Here is a 15,917-nt window from a genome sequence, read left to right on the forward strand (position 1 = left end):
CGATGAAACTTGACATATTAGTGATGGCCGCGCATCCAGATGATGCTGAATTAGCTTGTTCAGGAACGATCCGTAAGCAATTAGCACTGGGTAAGAAAGTTGGCATCGTTGATTTTACACGAGGAGAATTAGGCACACGGGGAACACCGGAAATTCGCTTAGCAGAATCTGCAGCGGCAACGGAAATCTTAGGCATTCAAGTACGCGAGAATATAGGTTTAGCAGATGGTTTTTTTGTGAATGATCAAGCGAGCCAATTGAAGTTAATTGAAGTGATACGGGCATATCAGCCAGATATTGTATTAGCGAATGCGTTGGAAGATCGGCATCCCGACCACGGAAAAGGTGCACAATTGGCCATAGATGCTTGTTTTTTGAGTGGCTTGCGTAAGATTGAAACGTCACGCAATGGCGAAAAACAAACGGAATGGCGTCCCAAACAAGTCTTTCATTACATCCAGGACAGATACTTGGAGCCTGATTTTGTGGTTGACATTACCGAACAATGGCCAACAAAAGAAGCCGCCATCCGTGCGTTTCGTAGCCAGTTTTTTGATCCTAATTCGAGCGAACCCGCATCGTATATTTCGAGTCCGGAATTCTTACACTTTATCGAAGCACGTGCCCGGGAAATGGGACACAAGATTGGGGTGACGTACGGCGAAGGGTTTCAAACTCAGAAGACAATCGCGATTCAAGATTTAAGCATACTCGCTTAATAACTCAAGTATGTAGCAAATACTTTTTGCATGTACGCTTGACCAAAGGGCAATAAACGCGTACTTCCCTCCTGCTTGATCAGGCGCTTTCCCGCATTATCATAACTGGTAAACCCTTGTTTACTGATTACTCCGAAACCATTATCCCAGTCAAAGAATGCATATCCACGATCTGGATGGGTGGCAAATAAATCTTGACTAAACGCAAACCGACTGCCATCCAAGCCCATTTGGCCTAACACGGTTTTCGCGATATCTGTTTGGCTACCAAATACCGGCAGTTGTTTTCCGCGAAATTCAGGTTTAATCACATCGCCAAAAAGCACCAAAGGAATGTGGAAGCGTTGTGATTCCGAAATCGCATATTTTTCTTTCGGCAAGCGATGACCATGATCAGCCACAATAACAAACAACGTATTTTTAAACCAAGCCTCTTTACGTGCAGATCGAATAAAAGCACCCAAGGATTTATCGGTATAAAAGGCCGTACTCCGAAAGCGATTCGGTAAATCGGACCCAGGAAAGCGTGGAGTCTCCGGAATTTCAAAGGGCTCATGATTCGAAAGCGTGAGCATGGTCGCGAAAAACGGCTGTTTTAATTGACCCAATTCAGACTGAAAACGCTTAAATACCACACCATCATGCGCTCCCCATTTGGAATTTTGATCCTTCTCCGCAAACGCATGCTTGTCGGTGGAGCGATCAAACCCATGACTCAACACATAAGGCTTAAACCCAAAAAACTCACTTTCGCCCCCATACATGAAGGTTGTTTGATAGCCTTGCTCTTTAAATACTTGAGCGACTGAGGGTAATTTTTCCTGCTTATCCGTCTCGGAAATAATGCTTTTGGTAGCCTGCGCTGGGAATGCACTCATCACGGCAATTAAGCCTTTATCTGTACGATCTCCCGAAGCATACAAATTCGTGAAAGATACGCCCTGCTGCATCAATTGACCTAATTCGGCACTTATTCCCGTCTCACCCCCTAATGATTCTACAACATCAGCCGTGAAACTTTCCAAGATTATGAAGACAACATTAGGACGCTTGTTGGTGAGTATCTCCGTTCGGGCCAACGAATCTCCTGACTCATATTCATGTAAAATTGAATCTACCTGAGACTCGGGCAAGTAATGAAAGTCGGCCGTATTTCCAGCTAAATTATTGGTTACATCCTGCGCCAAATTCCAGGTAGTATTCACTGCCGCATGGTTTAAGATAGGCTTGGAAGAAAAATACGCCATGCTTTGGCTGATGGGAGCTAATTGCCAGCCGCCCCGTACGCTCAAAAAGGTTAGTCCTAAAACCAACAAACTGAGAACCGGACGTACTAACCAAGGGTGAAGCTGGTAGGCAGGACGAATAAAGAATCTGATAAGCCAACCAAAAAATAGGACCTGAAAAAGAAATATCCCGACCGTCAAACCGATACCCGTTTCCAAGCTCGAGATCGTCGATTCGTACGGATAATTAAAAAATATTTTGAAGACTTTATAATTGACCTTCGCTCCCCACTCTTGATATATATTCAAATTTACGGCCCCGATGAGCGCAAAAAGGCCAATAAAAAACCGTTGGTACCCAATCAAAAATCGCGGGGAAACAAACGATTTTCCAGAAACGATTTCGATTGCCCATAACAAAGCGGGAATAACGAGCACATAACCCGTCATGGAAGCATCGAGGCGCAAAGCTGATTGAAAGATGGCGAATACCTCGGAGCCACCGGCCTCGGTGATAGCATCCCAAAATCGAATAACAAAGATGATGCGTTCGACCAAAAAGAAGATTAGCCAAAAAGCGTACAAACGAATGAGGCTAATTATATAATTCAATCGATGAAGCGTTTAGTGATGTCTTGGTAGGAATCGATGCGACGATCACGCAGGAAAGGCCAGGTCTTGCGGTAATATTCGTTTGACTCTACGTCCACGTCCACAATGGCCACTTCCTCCACATCATGTGGCGCTTGGAAAATGATGCGTCCGCCAGCATTGGCGACAAAACTACCACCCCAAAACTGCTGCCCATTTTCAACGCCTACGCGGTTGACCGAAATAACAGGAACCCCATTCGCGATGGCATGCGAACGCTGAATGGTTTGCCAGGCTTGATATTGCTCGCGGTTGATTTCTGCATTTTGCTCTTCCATGTCCCAGCCAATCGCCGTTGGATACACCAACACCTCCGCCCCTTGCAAGGCGGTTAGTCGGGCTGCTTCTGGATACCATTGGTCCCAACAAATCAACACGCCAACTTTGGCATATTTCGTATTAAATACTTGGTAGCCTAAATCACCTGGCGTAAAATAATATTTTTCGTAATAGCCAGGATCGTCTGGAATGTGCATTTTACGGTACTTACCTAGGTAAGCCCCATCGGCATCAATCACCGCCGTTGTATTATGAAACAAACCCGCGGCCCGTTTTTCAAACAACGAAGCAATAATTACGACGTTCAATTCCTTCGCTAATCCGCCAAACATATCCGTGCTTGGACCTGGAATCGCTTCTGCCAAATCAAAAAACGCCGTATTTTCTTCGTAGCAGAAATACACAGAGCTGAACAATTCTTGTAGGCAGATTACCTGCGCACCGCGCGCAGCTGCATCGCGAATCGCTTGCACCGTTTTAGCCTTGTTGGCCGCTACATCCGTTGAACATGTCAACTGAACTAAGGCAAAAGAAACGTTTTTCATAGCGTTTTTGAAGCGTGAATGATAGGACTAAGATCGATGTCTTTCATACATTGAAAGTGATCTACTGGACAATAGTTTAGCAATTTTGAAGCACAAGGCCGACAGCCCAGCTCCTTATTTTCCAGGATCGTTAGGGTATCACTGGCAGGCAATTGTGTCGTTGACGCGCCAAAAATAGCAAACGTCTTCTTCCCTAATATTTGCGCGATTTCGAGCATGGGTGAATCATGCGATATGATAAATTCAGCATCACGCATGATGGCCGCCATCTCAGTGTGCGTGTAAAACTTGCACAGGTTATGTACCTTTTCAGGAAATATTTTATTGAGTCGGTACCCGAAATTCTCATCCCAGGAATTGCCGATTAACACAATAGGAATATCCAATTTATCCATGAGGCGAACCATGTTGGGATAATCCAACACTTGCGTCACTAAATCACCTTCCAGGGCGTAAACGATGTATTTCCCCGTAATACCTTTAGCAGCAAGGTCAAATGCGGGTACCTCTTTGATGAAATCGATGGAGGACATTTCGGTCCAAGGTTTTGGCCAGGAACCAATCGTTAATTTGGTCCAAAAGGTCGTTGAATCAGGGCTTAAATCATAGACTACATCAAATGAAATTCCTTTGGGTTTCTCGAAATAAATCAAGGCACGATCGACAACCAGACTAAAAACATCTGGAAATTCAATCGAAGAATACACATGGATTTCCGCATTCGGGTGTGCGGCTTGTATTGCGCGAATTTTCCGAACGCCTTCGATGGCGTTTGGGGAACCTGAAAAATGAAGACAAAGAATTCGCTGCATGTAAAAAAAATAGCCTCGCAAAATTAAGAAAAATCTTTGCTAACCCGCATACTTTCATTCTTTTCGGTAAATTGCGGACTAAATTTGAATGGATTACATGGAGCCGAAAAAACAAGATACCGCCTCAGCATTAAAAGATATCATATCACATGCCAAAGAATACGGATTCGTATTCCCGTCTTCGGAAATTTACGATGGCTTACAAGCTGTTTACGATTACGGTCAAAATGGTGTAGAATTAAAGAATAATTTAAAGAATGTTTGGTATAAGGCTATGACGATGTTGAATGACAACGTGGTGGGCCTTGATGCGGCTATTTTTATGCATCCATTAACATGGAAAGCTTCTGGTCACGTGGACTCGTTCAATGATCCGATGATCGATAATAAAGATTCGAAGAAGCGTTACCGTGCGGATACTTTATTGGAAGAACGTGCAGCCGCATTAGAAGACGAAGGAAAAGCAACTGAGGCAAAAGCCTTAATGCAAGCGATGGCGAAGGGATTAGATGCGGGAGATTTAGAGGCTGTTCGCCAGTTAATCATTGATCAAAACATTAAATGCCCTGTTTCAGGAACGGCTAATTGGACCGAAGTACGCCAGTTTAACTTGATGTTCTCTACGCAAGTAGGTGCCGTATCTGAAGATGCGTCGTTGATTTACTTACGTCCAGAAACGGCTCAAGGTATTTTTGTCAATTTCTTAAATGTGCAAAAAACGGGCCGCATGAAAGTGCCGTTTGGTATTGCCCAAATCGGAAAAGCCTTCCGTAATGAGATTGTAGCCCGTAATTTCATCTTCCGTATGCGTGAATTTGAACAAATGGAAATGCAATTCTTTGTACGTCCTGGCACGGAGATGGAGTGGTATAATACATGGAAAGAGACGCGTATGAAGTTTCACCAGGCGATTGGTTTACCAGCTGATTCCTTGAAATTCCATGATCACGATAAATTAGCACACTATGCCAATGCGGCAGTGGACATTGAATATAAGTTTCCATTTGGGTTTAAGGAGATGGAGGGGATACATTCCCGCACCGACTTTGACCTGAAGGCGCATCAAGAATTATCGAAAAAGAAACAACAGTATTTTGATCCAGAGATTAATCAGAACTACATTCCTTATGTTGTGGAGACGTCGGTGGGTGCAGATCGATTGTTCTTAGCGATTTTGTGCAATGCGTATACAGAAGAAACAACTGGCGAAGGTGAAACTTTGAAGCAGCGTGTTTATTTGAATATTCATCCAGCTTTGGCGCCTACGAAAGTGGCGGTATTGCCTTTGGTGAAGAAAGATGGCTTGGCTGAAAAAGCACAAGAGATTACGAATCAACTTAAATTTGCCTTTAATACAACGTACGACGATGGTGGAGCAATTGGCAAGCGCTATACCCGTCAAGATTTAATTGGGACGCCGTATTGCGTGGTGGTCGATTACCAAACGATGGAAGATCAGACGGTAACGGTTCGCGATCGCAACACGATGACCCAAGAGCGCATTTCTATCGCTGACCTAAAAGAAAAATTAGGCTATGCGGTATCGATGGAGCGTATTTTTGAAAAATTAGTTTAAAAACGCAAACAACGACAACATGACGACTGATCAGAATCCAGCTGAAGAAGAAAACGTACCCGTACCATCTGAGACGACAGAAACGCCTTCGATACAAGAAGAGGCACCTGAACTTACTACGGAGGCAGTAGCAATACTTTCCCAAAAAGTCGAGGCTCCTCAAGCAGAAACACTTCCCAGTGAAGTAGAAGAAGCGGCACCAGCGGAGACAGTAGAAATGCTATCGAAAGTTGTCGAGGCGCCTTCACCCGTTAAAGAGGTGGAATATCCTCTATTTGATTTGGCGGTGGCTACGAAGGATAATTTCTTAACCTACTTTGGCAAGATCAAAGAAATCGCGTCGGCACATGCGCATGCGGCGACCTATAAAAAGGTAGATGAGATCACGAAGGAAGTCAAAGAAGCATGGAATCAGTTGAAGCAAGCGGAAAAGCAAGCAGCGATTGAGGCGTTTAAATCAGCGAATGAAGGCTCTGATGAAGGATTTGATTTCAAAGATGAGGCGATTCATGCGGTAGAACAAATTTTAGCTAGTCTTCGGACGGAGAAACAAGCTTTTTTCCAAACATTGGAAAAGGCACGCGAGAAAGCTTTGGAAGGCAAAACGCGCTTAATCAATGAATTAAGAACCTTGGTAGATGCGGATGATTATTCGGATCCGGCGCATGTAAATGCGAGTTTCAAGGCATTTAAAAAGATACAAGAAGAGTGGAAAGGATTGGGGTCTGTTCAAGGGCCGATGAACCAAACACTTTGGCAGTCATATCATGCATTAGTCGATCGTTTTTATTCTAACCGTTCAATTTTTTATGAGCTGTTGGAATTAGATCGCAAAAAGAATCTACAAGCGAAGGAAATCATTGCGGCCAAATTGGAAAAATTAGCCGCATCCGTAGCTACTTCGACAAAAGTTCCTGCCCTATTGAAGGAAGCGGAAGAATTATTTAACGAATACAAGCATATTGGTCCTGCCCAACGGGAGGAAAATGAGGCGATGTGGCAGCGAGTGAAGAAATCGTTGGATGTGTTGTTCGAGCAAAAGCGTCAGATTAATGATGCCAATAAAGCTGTATTTGAGGAGAATTTGAAGATCAAAAAGGAGTTGGGTGATTTGATGCATACCTACGCATCATTCCAGTCGGCAACGATCACCGAATGGAACCAAGCGTCAAAGGCTGTTTTAGCTTTGCAGGAGCAATGGGGAAAACTGAAAGGTGGTTTACCACGTGATGGAGGCAAAGAAGTGAGTCACCAATTTTGGGCTGATTTGAAGTTATTCTTTAAGCATAAGAGTGAGTTTTTTGCGAAGATTGATGCGGAGCGCAAGGCTAATTTGGCCGCGAAGCTATTGTTGATTGAGCAGGTGGAAGGCATCGTAGCGGTGGGAACAGATACTGCGGAAATCACGAATCAGGTGATTGAATTGCAGAAAAAGTGGAAGGATATCGGTCATGTACCAGAGAAGCAAAAGGATAGCATTTATGCCAAATTCAAAGCGGCATGTGATGCGTATTTCAACTTAAAGCGTTCGGCGTCTAAAGGTGCGAAGGATGAGGAGTTTGAAGCGAACTTAGTTGCGAAGCAGGCGATATTGACGGAGATGGCTGCGATGCTAACCGATCCAAGTTCATTAGCGAAGTTGGGCACGATCAAGGCCAACTGGGATGCCATTGGATTTGTGCCACGTAAGGATGTGAAAACGATTCAAGAGAGTTTCCGGAATTCGTGGAATGCGTTAATTGATTTGGCGCGTACCCAGCCGAAGGAGCAATTAGCGGCCTGGGGATTTGAATTGAAATCATTGAAAACGGAGTCGGCAGGTTCATCTTCCGAAGGTTCTGCCCCATCGGCGGATCAGCGTAAGAAGATCCAAACCTTGGAAAATGATATTGCCGTGTTAACCAATAACTTAGAGTTCTTTACGAAGTCGAAAAACAGTGATAAGCTGCGTGCGGAGGTAGAAAAGAAAATTGAGGCGGCGGAAAAAGAATTGGAGAAACTGAAAAAAAGTTAATTTTTTTAAACTTCGGTTTTGCGATTTAGGAGAATAACACTACTTTTGTAAACCGAAATGCGCCTCCTTAGCTCAGCTGGTAGAGCAACTGATTTGTAATCAGTAGGTCGTTGGTTCGATCCCGACAGGAGGCTCTTCTACCCTCGACAGAAATGTCGGGGGTTTTTTGTTGGACGCTAGACGTTAGACATTGGACGTTAGGCTGGCTGCCACATCTCCCCTACTTGCCGCGCAATCGCTGGCAAATCCTGCTGTTTCATACAATTGAAATGACCTTTAGGGCAGGTTTTGGTGCCGAAATTAGAACAGGGCTGGCAAGTTAGATTAGGTACTATCGCTTGAAAAACGCGTGTTTTAGAGTTTTCGGGCATAAATGGCTCCACTTGGAGGGCTGGCGAAGTCGCACCCCAAATCGCTATCACATTTTTCTCAAAAGCGCAGGCGATATATAACATGCCCGTATCATGTGAAATGACCAGACGCGCATCGCGAACCAAAGCGGCGGATTCATGTAAGGAATACATTCCACATGTATTTAGTATCCGATCAGGATCTAGTGCCGCAATTTCAGCACCTTCTACCTTTTCCTCTGGACCACCGATCAATACGATGGGATGAGGAATAAGCTTGACTAATTGCTTGAGTGATTCCAAGGGCAATTTCTTCGTGGCATACGAGGCACCTATAACCAAGGCCACATATCCTTCGGGGAATAATCCTGACACTTGAGTACCCGCTGGAATGAAGTGATCGAGCCCTTTTCCATCGTACACTACCCCCAGCGGAGCTAATGCGTCCACACTGCGAAGGGAAATATGCCGATCGGGCATGCGGTTAACTTGGAATTTGGTCAATAAAAACTTCTCAACGCTCAGTTTGTTATAGGCCAAAACCGGTACACCCAAGGCTAATCGGATGCGAAAACTGCGCAGATTCTTGTGTAGGTCAACGATATAATCGAAGGAATAGCCTTTCAACTCTTCAATGGTTGCTGCTAAATCCGAATCAAAATAATGGAATTGGTCGATGTACGGATTCGCCTCCGTCACGGCCTTCATGGAACGCTTGGTCAACAAATGAATTTCGACGCCGGGCAATTGCTGTTTGGCACAACGGAAAGCCGCAGATGCCAAAACAATATCTCCAATAGCCGAAAAACGAATGAAAAGTAAGCGCATGCGGTGTGATAAACAGCAACAAATTTGCCAAAAAAAGACCACAGATTATCAGTTTCGTGGAATTAATTCTAAATTTAGCCGATATACCTCAGACGCAAATGATTGCACGTAGACAATTCCTTCAAAATAGCATCGGGATGAGCGCCCTAGCTACTCACCTCCCCATTTTTACATCGAATGACCTGCATCCTGCATCACCGATTAGCATCGAAGAACGTTTGGGTCGTATCCAAAAAGCACAATCATTACTCCAGGAAAACAAAATGGCTGCCCTCATCATGGATGCAGGAACCAGCATGCAGTATTTTACAGGGCTGAGTTGGTACCCATCCGAGCGAAGCATGTTGGTGATTTTACCTGCCAAAGGCGAACTAACTTACATTTGCCCATACTTCGAGGAAGACCGATTACTCGAAATGATTAAAGTTGGCAAGCAAATTCGCACCTGGCACGAGGATGAAAACCCGTTCCAACTGTGCATCAAAACCATACAAGATCTAGGATTCCGCCAAGGGAAAATTGGCATCGAAGAACAAGCTCGCTTTTTCATTGTGGACGGACTCCGCAAGGCAGGTCCTTCCTTTGAACTCGTTAGCGGCGATCCCATCTCGGTGGCTTGTCGGCTAATTAAATCCCCCACCGAAATCGCCCTCATGCAGCGGGCCAATGACATCACCACCGTAGCCATTCAAGCGGGAATTGCGGCGTTAACAGAAGGTTGCAATCCGCGTCAGATAAGTCAAAAAATAGCTCAAAAACACACTGAATTGGGCGCCCAGCACGGTTTTGCATCCGTAACTTTTGGGGTGGCGACTTCCTTTCCACATGGTAGTTCTCGACCACAAATTCTCAAAAAAGGTGATGTGGTCATGCTTGATTGCGGTTGCCAAGTGGATGGATACGAATCCGATATTACGCGGACCGTGGTTTTTGGTGAGCCATCGCAGAAGCAAATTGACATTTGGAATTTAGAAAAAAGGGCCCAGCAAGCCGGATTTGAGGCGGCGGTATTAGGTGCGCCATGTGAAAATGTGGATTTGGCGGCCAGAGGAACTTTAGTCAAAGCGGGTTATGGCCCAGAGTATAAACTACCAGGACTTCCACACCGCACCGGACATGGTATCGGAATGGATGGGCATGAATGGGGAAATATGGTTAAGGGGAATAAATTACCGCTGCAAGTGGGGATGTGTTTCTCGATTGAACCTACGATTGCGATCCCTGGGGAATTCGGAGTACGACTTGAAGATTGTGTGTATATGACAGCGCAAGGCCCGAAATGGTTTAGTCAGCCGAGTCCTTCGATCAATCAGCCATTTGTTTAGAGACGCGAAGCATCGATTCCCTAGGCTAAATCCAATCGTTATTAACCCCTGGCTTTAGCCTGGGGAATAGACGCGAAGTATCGCGTCTTTACAGAGTCAATTCCCGACTAACACAGCTCGGAACATCTTCTGCGTAATGTGAAACAAAGATTAGCGTCATATCCGATGTCGCCGTAAGGTGATCAATGACATCTTTGACCCGTTGGACTTGTTCTTGGTCTAAACCCTGACAAGGTTCATCCAGAATCAATAACGGTGGATTTTTCACAAATGCCCGCGCAATCAAAATCATCTTTTGCTCTCCCGTGGAAAGCGTATGAAAAGGACGATCACGTATATATCCCAAACCAAACATCGCCAAACAACCATCCACCTGCTCGGTTTGTTGCTCGTTCACCTTGCGAGTAACACCTAATAAATCAAACAAACCCGAAGCCACCACGGCAAACGAAGTACCTGTTTCCTTGAAATACAAATGCATTTCCGGACTGACATACCCTATATTCCGTTTGATATCCCAAATACTTTCCCCCGTACCCCGCTTTCGACCAAACAACGTGATATCCTGCGCATAGGATTGCGGATTATCCGCCGTGATCAAACTCAATAAAGTAGACTTTCCTGCGCCGTTTGGCCCTTTCAACACCCAGCGTTCGCCACGATTGATCGTCCACGAAAATTGATCCAAAATGGTTTTGGACCCATAACGAATCGTGACATTTCGTAAAGAAACGATAGGAGAATCTCCTAAATCCCCAGGCTGAAGCCCGGGGTTATTATTTCTCTCCCCATGCTGAAGCATGGGGTTAAAATGTTCATCCTGATGCTTTAGCTTGGGGATCACAGGAACATCCCTGCGAAGCCTATACACTCGATTCACAAATTCAGGAATATCCCCTCCCGATAAAAACAGAATGAATCGGATGCCTTGAGCTTGTAATTGACTTAATCCTGCCGACAATACCGCCCGGCCAGCAACATCCAAACCTAAATACGGATTATCTAATAACAACCAATCGGGCCTTTGGCCTAATGCTTTCACAATCTGCAAGCGTTTATTCTCGCCGTTGGAAAGCTGTAATAATGGCTTGTCCAACAAGCCTTCTAGCTTAAACATGGTCACATATTCAGCCACATCAAGTTCAGCCAATTCCTCTCGAACGGTATACGAATCTTCCGAATCAGCTGAATTAAAACGCTGTTGGAGATAAAATTCAGAAATATTACTGCGATTCTTAAAGTGATGTTGCTGCTCCACATACAACACAAATGATCCCTGAAACCACACCTCCCCTTTTCGAAACAAACGACCCGAGAGCGCTTTGGCTAACGTTGTTTTTCCTGAACCCATCGGCCCCACAACCGCTAAACAATCTTCTGCACCTATCTCAAACGAAATGTCTTTCAGCACTTCATGGGGCCCGTAAGAGGCCGATAAATGAATGACACGCGCAACGATTTCTGTGGACATAGGGGAAATAAACAGCCAACAATTTACCGCATTTTTCATACATTTAGCCTGCTTTAAACCGATAAACCATGAAAAAACTATTCCTAATAGGCCTAATAAGCTTGTTGGCCCTACCCGCCTTCACCCAATCATTACCTCGCAGTACACCCGAAGCGGAAGGAATTTCATCTGCAGCGATCCAACAATACATCGAAAAAATTGATCCAAAACGCCATGAATTGCATTCCTATATGCTCATTAGGCATGGGAAGGTGATTTCCGAGGCGTGGTGGAAACCCTATGCCGCAGATAAAGTGCATTCCATGTACAGCGTTTCGAAAAGTTGGACCTCAACTGCTATAGGTTTTGCAGTCGCTGAAAAACGACTCAGCGTTCAAGATAAAGTCCTTTCATTTTTCCCGGAATATGCAGACCTAAAGGACAAACCCTTTCTTCAAGATTTACGCGTACAAGATCTATTGACGATGTCAGTTGGCCATGAAAAAGAACCACTGCGCAGTGTCATCGTGATGCAGCCCGACTGGATTCGTGGTTTCTTGAATCAACCGATTGTAGCCAAACCAGGCACGAAATTCCTTTATAACACACTGGCAACCTATATGCTTTCCGCCATTATTCAGAAAGTGACTGGCGAAACGACTTTGGCTTATTTAAAACCACGCTTATTAGATCCCTTGCATATCACCGGAATCGATTGGGAATCGGATCAAAAAGGCATCAACGTAGGTGGCTGGGGGATCCGCGTCAAAACGGAAGACATGGCTAAACTAGGTTTACTTTACCTAAACAACGGTAAGTTCGAAGGCAAACAAATACTTCCTGCCGCTTGGGTGGAAGAGGCAACCAGCAAGCACATCGACCAAGAGCCGGATGCATCGGCAGAAAAACGGGCAACTGGACAATATGCAGATTGGATTCAAGGATATGGCTATCAGTTTTGGCGGAGCCGGAATAATTCATTTCGTGGAGATGGGGCCTTTGGCCAGTATATCTTAATGATGCCTGAACAAGATGCGGTTTTGATTATTACCTCCGAGTCACATGACTTACCGGATGACTTGAACCAAGTGTGGCAACATTTATTGCCGGCATTTCAAGCCAAAGCATTAGCTCCCAATCCAAAGGCTTTAGCTTCATTAAAGCAATTTAATGCGTCGAGACAACTGGATGCTCCTACAAATGAGCTTCCTTTCAAAAGCTTACAAGCAGCGATTACCTTAGAAAAGAATCAGTTTGATTTTGCGCGCATGCAAATCAAAACCAAAGGAGAAGCGGCCGAATTAATCATCACGACTAAAGATTCTACCCAGCATGCCTTTAAACTAGGATTCAGAACTTGGGGTATTGGAAAATCACAACTGGTTGGCCCCTACATGCTACGCGCAGCACGGGTAGATTTAGCCAAAAAAGCACCTTTTGATTATGCAGGTAGCTACCGACAATTAGACGATCAATCGCTCGAAATCACGCTTCGCTACTTCGAAAGCCCACATCGCTGGACCTTTACCTGGAAACCGGAGGTGGTTGAGGTGGTGAATTCATTTGAGCCGGGAACGAAGATTGAGATGAGAGGTAAGAAGTAAGAGGTGAGAGGTGAGAGGTAAGAAGTAAGAGGTGAGAGGTGAGAGGTAAGAAGTGAGAGGTAAGAGGTGTTTTGATTTAGTTAAACTCTTAGTTCTTACCTCTTACTTCTCACCTCCTAAAGATTTCGTCGCAAAATTTTGACCAAAGGATACAATTATCAAAAAGGATTCCTATACTTGAGTTAACAAACCTGTACTCCTATGAAAAAGAATTACAATAACTCCCGTCGGCAATTTTTAGCAGCCGGCTCCCTTGCCTCTTTAGGCCTTTTATTTGCCAAACCAGCAGCCTTTGCTTTTGGCTCCGCGAAACCAGATTCGAAATTTGGTGGCGTTCAAATCGGTTGCATCACGTATTCATACCGTAGCATGCCAGGATCCATTGATGATATCATCGGATACTTAACACAATGCGGCATTTCAGCGACTGAATTAATGGGCGATGCAGTTGAGGAATATGCTGGCAAGCCAGTCAATCCGGTACAGATGCGTTGGGTTCCAGGCCAGCCGCGTCCTACGCTCACCGACGAGCAACGTGCCGCCATGAAAAAATACCAGGAAGATGTTAAGGCATGGCGTGAGTCAGTTTCTATGGACAAATTCAAAGAAGTTCGCGCGAAATTGGATAAAGCTGGAATCAGCGTTTATGCGTACAAGCCAAATGCCTTTGGCCCGAACAATTCAGATGGCGAAGTAGAATATGCATTAAAGTCTGCTAAGGTTTTAGGGGCTAAATCGGTGACGGTTGAATTGCCAACTGACCCGAAACAAACCCAACGTCTAGGAGATCTAGGTGCGAAACACGGTATCTATTTCGGATATCACGCCCATTTACAAGTAAAGGACACGGCTTTTGATGAAGCTTTGGCACAATCACCTTATAACTCCATGAACTTAGATGCTGGTCACTACATCGCGGTAGGTGCGCCACATACAACGGCAAGTTTATTAGCCTTACTAGAAGCGAAAAAAGATCGCATCACGTCATTGCACATCAAAGACCGTACGTCGAAAGAAAACGGTGCGAAAAACTTGGTGTGGGGCACAGGAGATACTCCATTAAAGGAGATTTTAACGGCCATGAAGAAGAACAAATACAACTTCCCGGCAACAATCGAATTGGAATATGACATTCCAGCTGGTTCAGATGCCGTAGCAGAAGTGAAAAAATGTGTGGAATACGCGAAAGCAATCTTAGTCTAACAGCCTAATTTCACTCAAATGATCAATCAAGTCGGAGGCCACTAAACTGGCCTTCGATTTTTTTTGTATCGCCAAATCCCCCGACAAGCCATGAATGTAAGCGCCCAGGCGAACAGCCACATCAGGTGCATATTCTTGCGCACATAAAGCGGCGCCAACTTTACCCGGACTTCCGGCGATAATCAACACATGCCCGAAGGATTTTTTATGTCCATCGGGCTGTCGGTGTTGTTTAATCTGATTTATCCAGGGAAGATCTATTCGATTCATAGACCTAAATATAGGAATTTAATTAATAGGCCGTGATCGTTTCGATGGATCCATCCGCACGATACTTCAATTCAGTTACTTTAATATTGCGTAAATGCGTTCTGCCTGATAATTGCACATCATGGAAATAGAGATACCATTTGCCATTTTGTTCGACTATGGAATGGTGATTGGTCCAACCTTTAACCGGTTTTAAAATCACGCCTTGGTACGTAAACGGTCCATAAGGACTTGATCCCGTTGCATAGGCAATGTTATGGGTGTCGCCTGTAGAATAGCTGAAAAAGTACTTCCCGTTATATTGATGTACAAAAGCAGCCTCAAAAAACCGACGGTCATGATCGGAGGATAAAAGTACTTTTCCCGCCGCATCCAAAATCTGCACATCACGTGGCTTTTCAGCTAACACCTTCATATTTTTATCGAGCTTAGCCACTTTGGCCATCAATGCTGGCTGATCGTTTGCCGGTTGGCTATCATCATTCGCCATATAGTGCCCCATTTTCCAGCGTTGCAATTGGCCTCCCCAAATACCCCCAAAATACATGTAATGAGATCCATCAGCATCTTTAAATACACAAGGATCAATGCTGTAAGTACCTTCGATGTAATTAGGCTCCGCTTTAAATGGACCTTCTGGTTTAGCCGAACTAGCTACTCCGATGCGGAAAATGCCTTCTTTATCTTTGGCAGGGAAATATAAATAGTATTGTCCTTTTGATTCTGCCGCATCTGGTGCCCAAAGCATCTTACCCGCCCAAGGAATATCTGCTAATTTTAAAGCAACTCCATGATCTGTCACAGGGCCAGCGGGCGTTGATTGTGATAGCACATGATAATCATTCATCGCAAAATGGCTACCCATGTCATCTTCTTTGACACCTGCATCAATGTCGTGCGATGGATAAATGTAGATTTTTCCTTGAAATAAGTGGGCAGAAGGATCTGCCGTGTAGATATGCGAAACAAGTGGTTGCTGAGCAAATGCCCCAAAACTCACGAATGTAAAAACGAGTATTTTTTTCATCTGAATAGGTTTGTATATCAAAGCCCTAAATTTCTTAT

At 44.6% G+C, this 15,917-nt stretch carries 13 protein-coding genes and 1 tRNA gene; 7 read left to right on the forward strand and 7 right to left on the reverse strand.

The window, feature by feature from the left end; all coding sequences use genetic code 11:
- Window positions 1–2 precede the first annotated feature (2 nt).
- Entirely contained in the window at window positions 3–719 is a 717-nt protein-coding gene (bshB1, locus tag U0R10_RS05330) for a bacillithiol biosynthesis deacetylase BshB1 (protein WP_377982913.1), read from the forward strand.
- Here the strand turns inward: bshB1 and U0R10_RS05335 are convergent.
- The 3 genes from U0R10_RS05335 to U0R10_RS05345 are packed head-to-tail and all read right to left on the reverse strand — an operon-like array spanning window position 716 to window position 4,232.
- A complete protein-coding gene (locus tag U0R10_RS05335; protein ID WP_377982914.1) occupies window positions 716–2,557 on the reverse strand; it encodes an LTA synthase family protein in 1,842 nt (613 codons plus the stop codon). The two genes, bshB1 and U0R10_RS05335, sit on opposite strands and share 4 nt — an antisense overlap.
- Window positions 2,554–3,420: a carbon-nitrogen hydrolase gene (locus U0R10_RS05340; protein WP_377982915.1), complete on the reverse strand. Its 867-nt coding sequence runs from the start codon at window positions 3,418–3,420 to the stop codon at window positions 2,554–2,556. Before U0R10_RS05340 ends, U0R10_RS05335 begins: the two co-directional genes overlap by 4 nt.
- A complete protein-coding gene (locus U0R10_RS05345) occupies window positions 3,417–4,232 on the reverse strand; it encodes a glycosyltransferase family 9 protein (RefSeq protein ID WP_377982916.1) in 816 nt (271 codons plus the stop codon). Before U0R10_RS05345 ends, U0R10_RS05340 begins: the two co-directional genes overlap by 4 nt.
- 97 nt (window positions 4,233–4,329) lie before the next feature.
- Here U0R10_RS05345 and U0R10_RS05350 point away from each other — a divergent pair, with 97 nt between their 5' ends.
- The 3 genes from U0R10_RS05350 to U0R10_RS05360 all read left to right on the forward strand — a co-directional run bounded on the left by U0R10_RS05350 (window position 4,330) and on the right by U0R10_RS05360 (window position 7,956).
- Entirely contained in the window at window positions 4,330–5,808 is a 1,479-nt protein-coding gene (locus U0R10_RS05350; RefSeq protein WP_377982917.1) for a glycine--tRNA ligase, read from the forward strand.
- 19 nt (window positions 5,809–5,827) lie between these two features.
- Entirely contained in the window at window positions 5,828–7,822 is a 1,995-nt protein-coding gene (locus U0R10_RS05355; RefSeq protein ID WP_377982918.1) for a DUF349 domain-containing protein, read from the forward strand.
- Window positions 7,823–7,883: 61 nt separating this feature from the next.
- Window positions 7,884–7,956 (forward strand) — tRNA-Thr (locus U0R10_RS05360).
- 63 nt (window positions 7,957–8,019) lie between these two features.
- Here U0R10_RS05360 and U0R10_RS05365 read toward each other — a convergent pair.
- A complete protein-coding gene (locus U0R10_RS05365) occupies window positions 8,020–9,000 on the reverse strand; it encodes a glycosyltransferase family 9 protein (protein WP_377982919.1) in 981 nt (326 codons plus the stop codon).
- A 56-nt stretch (window positions 9,001–9,056) separates the two neighbouring features.
- Here U0R10_RS05365 and U0R10_RS05370 point away from each other — a divergent pair, with 56 nt between their 5' ends.
- Window positions 9,057–10,325 carry a M24 family metallopeptidase gene (locus U0R10_RS05370; RefSeq protein WP_377982920.1) on the forward strand — a complete coding sequence of 423 codons (1,269 nt, stop codon included), beginning with the start codon at window positions 9,057–9,059 and terminating at the stop codon, window positions 10,323–10,325.
- An 88-nt stretch (window positions 10,326–10,413) separates the two neighbouring features.
- Here the strand turns inward: U0R10_RS05370 and U0R10_RS05375 are convergent, their stop codons facing one another.
- Complete coding sequence (locus tag U0R10_RS05375) at window positions 10,414–11,796, reverse strand: ATP-binding cassette domain-containing protein (protein WP_377982921.1); 1,383 nt, start codon at window positions 11,794–11,796, stop codon at window positions 10,414–10,416.
- A gap of 68 nt (window positions 11,797–11,864) precedes the next feature.
- On the opposite strand from U0R10_RS05375, the gene U0R10_RS05380 reads away from it, so the two are divergent.
- A complete protein-coding gene (locus U0R10_RS05380; protein WP_377982922.1) occupies window positions 11,865–13,379 on the forward strand; it encodes a serine hydrolase domain-containing protein in 1,515 nt (504 codons plus the stop codon).
- A 201-nt stretch (window positions 13,380–13,580) separates the two neighbouring features.
- Window positions 13,581–14,582, forward strand: a complete 1,002-nt coding sequence (locus U0R10_RS05385; protein WP_377982923.1) for a sugar phosphate isomerase/epimerase family protein — start codon at window positions 13,581–13,583, stop codon at window positions 14,580–14,582.
- On the opposite strand, the gene U0R10_RS05390 is transcribed toward U0R10_RS05385, so the two are convergent.
- Together U0R10_RS05390 and U0R10_RS05395 are read right to left on the reverse strand one after the other, a co-directional pair.
- The gene (locus U0R10_RS05390) at window positions 14,574–14,852 is read right to left on the reverse strand and encodes a hypothetical protein (RefSeq protein ID WP_377982924.1); all 279 of its coding nucleotides are present in this window, start codon (window positions 14,850–14,852) and stop codon (window positions 14,574–14,576) included. The genes U0R10_RS05385 and U0R10_RS05390 overlap by 9 nt on opposite strands.
- Before the next feature lie 22 nt (window positions 14,853–14,874).
- The gene (locus U0R10_RS05395; RefSeq protein ID WP_377982925.1) at window positions 14,875–15,879 is read right to left on the reverse strand and encodes a glycoside hydrolase family 43 protein; all 1,005 of its coding nucleotides are present in this window, start codon (window positions 15,877–15,879) and stop codon (window positions 14,875–14,877) included.
- Window positions 15,880–15,917 lie beyond the last annotated feature (38 nt).

It is taken from the genome of Aquirufa avitistagni (genome assembly GCF_042715545.1).
Lineage (GTDB): Bacteria > Bacteroidota > Bacteroidia > Cytophagales > Spirosomataceae > Aquirufa > Aquirufa avitistagni.

Coding starts and splice junctions, on each gene's coding strand:
- U0R10_RS05355 (WP_377982918.1), top strand. CDS start 5,828: ATGACGACTGATCAGAATCCAGCTGAAGAAGAAAACGTACCCGTACCA.
- U0R10_RS05350 (WP_377982917.1), top strand. CDS start 4,330: ATGGAGCCGAAAAAACAAGATACCGCCTCAGCATTAAAAGATATCATA.
- bshB1 (WP_377982913.1), top strand. CDS start 3: ATGAAACTTGACATATTAGTGATGGCCGCGCATCCAGATGATGCTGAA.
- U0R10_RS05345 (WP_377982916.1), bottom strand. CDS start 4,232: ATGCAGCGAATTCTTTGTCTTCATTTTTCAGGTTCCCCAAACGCCATC.
- U0R10_RS05340 (WP_377982915.1), bottom strand. CDS start 3,420: ATGAAAAACGTTTCTTTTGCCTTAGTTCAGTTGACATGTTCAACGGAT.
- U0R10_RS05385 (WP_377982923.1), top strand. CDS start 13,581: ATGAAAAAGAATTACAATAACTCCCGTCGGCAATTTTTAGCAGCCGGC.
- U0R10_RS05380 (WP_377982922.1), top strand. CDS start 11,865: ATGAAAAAACTATTCCTAATAGGCCTAATAAGCTTGTTGGCCCTACCC.
- U0R10_RS05395 (WP_377982925.1), bottom strand. CDS start 15,879: ATGAAAAAAATACTCGTTTTTACATTCGTGAGTTTTGGGGCATTTGCT.
- U0R10_RS05375 (WP_377982921.1), bottom strand. CDS start 11,796: ATGTCCACAGAAATCGTTGCGCGTGTCATTCATTTATCGGCCTCTTAC.
- U0R10_RS05390 (WP_377982924.1), bottom strand. CDS start 14,852: ATGAATCGAATAGATCTTCCCTGGATAAATCAGATTAAACAACACCGA.
- U0R10_RS05365 (WP_377982919.1), bottom strand. CDS start 9,000: ATGCGCTTACTTTTCATTCGTTTTTCGGCTATTGGAGATATTGTTTTG.